Below are 2,841 nucleotides of genomic sequence, written 5' to 3' on the forward strand. Positions count from 1 at the left end.
GCCGGCATGGTGTTGACAGTCTGAATCGGATGATCTAGGATGGAGAAGTTGCTCCGGAGCGAAGCACCGCGGAATGGCGTGGTGGGGAGGCCGGAAGCGCCTGTTGTTTGAGAACTCAATAGTGTGCCAAGTTTGTTGATGCCAATTGTTTTAACACATATTGGTTGACCGTTGTGCCCGCACCCCCGTGCGATGTGCACACGGTCTGCCAGGTATTGAATTGGCGTGGTGACCGGTTATTTCCGGCTGGTCCCGCGTCGTTCTGTAATTTTTTACGGAGAGTTTGATCCTGGCTCAGGATGAACGCTGGCGGCGTGCTTAACACATGCAAGTCGAACGATGAAGCCCAGCTTGCTGGGTGGATTAGTGGCGAACGGGTGAGTAACACGTGAGTAACCTGCCCTTGACTCTGGGATAAGCCTGGGAAACTGGGTCTAATACCGGATAGGAACGTCCACCGCATGGTGGGTGTTGGAAAGAATTTCGGTCATGGATGGACTCGCGGCCTATCAGCTTGTTGGTGAGGTAATGGCTCACCAAGGCGACGACGGGTAGCCGGCCTGAGAGGGTGACCGGCCACACTGGGACTGAGACACGGCCCAGACTCCTACGGGAGGCAGCAGTGGGGAATATTGCACAATGGGCGAAAGCCTGATGCAGCGACGCCGCGTGAGGGATGACGGCCTTCGGGTTGTAAACCTCTTTCAGTAGGGAAGAAGCGAAAGTGACGGTACCTGCAGAAGAAGCACCGGCTAACTACGTGCCAGCAGCCGCGGTAATACGTAGGGTGCGAGCGTTATCCGGAATTATTGGGCGTAAAGAGCTCGTAGGCGGTTTGTCGCGTCTGTCGTGAAAGTCCGGGGCTTAACCCCGGATCTGCGGTGGGTACGGGCAGACTAGAGTGCAGTAGGGGAGACTGGAATTCCTGGTGTAGCGGTGGAATGCGCAGATATCAGGAGGAACACCGATGGCGAAGGCAGGTCTCTGGGCTGTAACTGACGCTGAGGAGCGAAAGCATGGGGAGCGAACAGGATTAGATACCCTGGTAGTCCATGCCGTAAACGTTGGGCACTAGGTGTGGGGACCATTCCACGGTTTCCGCGCCGCAGCTAACGCATTAAGTGCCCCGCCTGGGGAGTACGGCCGCAAGGCTAAAACTCAAAGGAATTGACGGGGGCCCGCACAAGCGGCGGAGCATGCGGATTAATTCGATGCAACGCGAAGAACCTTACCAAGGCTTGACATGTTTTCGACCGCCGTAGAGATACGGTTTCCCCTTTGGGGCGGATTCACAGGTGGTGCATGGTTGTCGTCAGCTCGTGTCGTGAGATGTTGGGTTAAGTCCCGCAACGAGCGCAACCCTCGTTCCATGTTGCCAGCACGTAGTGGTGGGGACTCATGGGAGACTGCCGGGGTCAACTCGGAGGAAGGTGGGGACGACGTCAAATCATCATGCCCCTTATGTCTTGGGCTTCACGCATGCTACAATGGCCGGTACAATGGGTTGCGATACTGTGAGGTGGAGCTAATCCCAAAAAGCCGGTCTCAGTTCGGATTGGGGTCTGCAACTCGACCCCATGAAGTCGGAGTCGCTAGTAATCGCAGATCAGCAACGCTGCGGTGAATACGTTCCCGGGCCTTGTACACACCGCCCGTCAAGTCACGAAAGTCGGTAACACCCGAAGCCGGTGGCCTAACCCTTGTGGGGGGAGCCGTCGAAGGTGGGACCAGCGATTGGGACTAAGTCGTAACAAGGTAGCCGTACCGGAAGGTGCGGCTGGATCACCTCCTTTCTAAGGAGCATCAGTGCCCGTTGCATCACCGAGTGTGTGATGGCGGGTTGCTCATGGGTGGAACATCAATGAATGGTGCCAGTGGTGGTGCCGGCTGGATGTGAGTACGCCTTCGGGTTGGAAAGCATGTGGTTGGTGGCTACGTGCTGGTGTTGGCACACTGTTGGGTCCTGGGACAGCAGGCGCCCCTTTTCGGAGGGGTTGTTGTTCTGATCCTGCCTGGTGAAGCTGCGCATGTTGGTGTGTGGTGGATGGGGTGAGGGGCTGTTGTTTGAGAACTGTATAGTGGACGCGAGCATCTTATTTTTGTTGCCGTTGCGTGTGGTCGTCCCCCTGGGTGGCTGCGTTGAGCGTGACGGTGATGCCGAGAATGACATCTTTAGTTAGAGATAACTGCTCATTTGAGGACTTTCATGTGTGTGAAAGTTTCTAAGGGCGCATGGTGGATGCCTTGGCAACAGGAGCCGAAGAAGGACGTGGGAATCTGCGATAAGCCTGGTGGAGTCGATAACCGGACGTTGAGACCAGGATTTCCGAATGGGGAAACCCCGCACGACGTGTCGTGTGACCCCCGGTTGAACACATAGACCGGGTGGAGGGAACGTGGGGAAGTGAAACATCTCAGTACCCACAGGAAGAGAAAACAAAAGTGATTCCGTGAGTAGTGGCGAGCGAAAGCGGATGGGGCTAAACCGTATGCGTGTGATACCCGGCAGGGGTTGCGTGTGCGGTGTTGTGGGCCCCTCCTTGTCATGTCTGCCGGCATGGCGCAGTGAGGTGCGGGCATATAGACGAACCAGTGTGGATGCTGGACCGTAGAGGGTGAGAGTCCCGTAGTTGAAATGTGTTCCGCCGCTGTTGGAGGGTCGCCCGAGTAGCACGGGGCCCGAGAAATCCCGTGTGAATCTGCCAGGACCACCTGGTAAGCCTGAATACTACCTGTTGACCGATAGCGGATCAGTACCGTGAGGGAATGGTGAAAAGTACCCCGGGAGGGGAGTGAAATAGTACCTGAAACCATGTGCCTACAAACCGTCGGAGCCTTTCG

2 rRNA genes are annotated in these 2,841 nt (G+C 56.4%); both read left to right on the plus strand.

The features are described from left to right. The first annotated feature begins 271 nt into the window (after window positions 1–271). Window positions 272–1,793: ribosomal RNA gene (locus MHY29_RS11730) — 16S ribosomal RNA — on the plus strand. A 419-nt stretch (window positions 1,794–2,212) separates the two neighbouring features. After that, window positions 2,213–2,841, plus strand: a 23S ribosomal RNA gene (locus tag MHY29_RS11735); the annotation flags it as partial.

Source organism: Micrococcus sp. ACRRV (genome assembly GCF_022346985.1).
In the GTDB taxonomy this organism is placed as follows: Bacteria; Actinomycetota; Actinomycetes; order Actinomycetales; family Micrococcaceae; genus Micrococcus; species Micrococcus porci.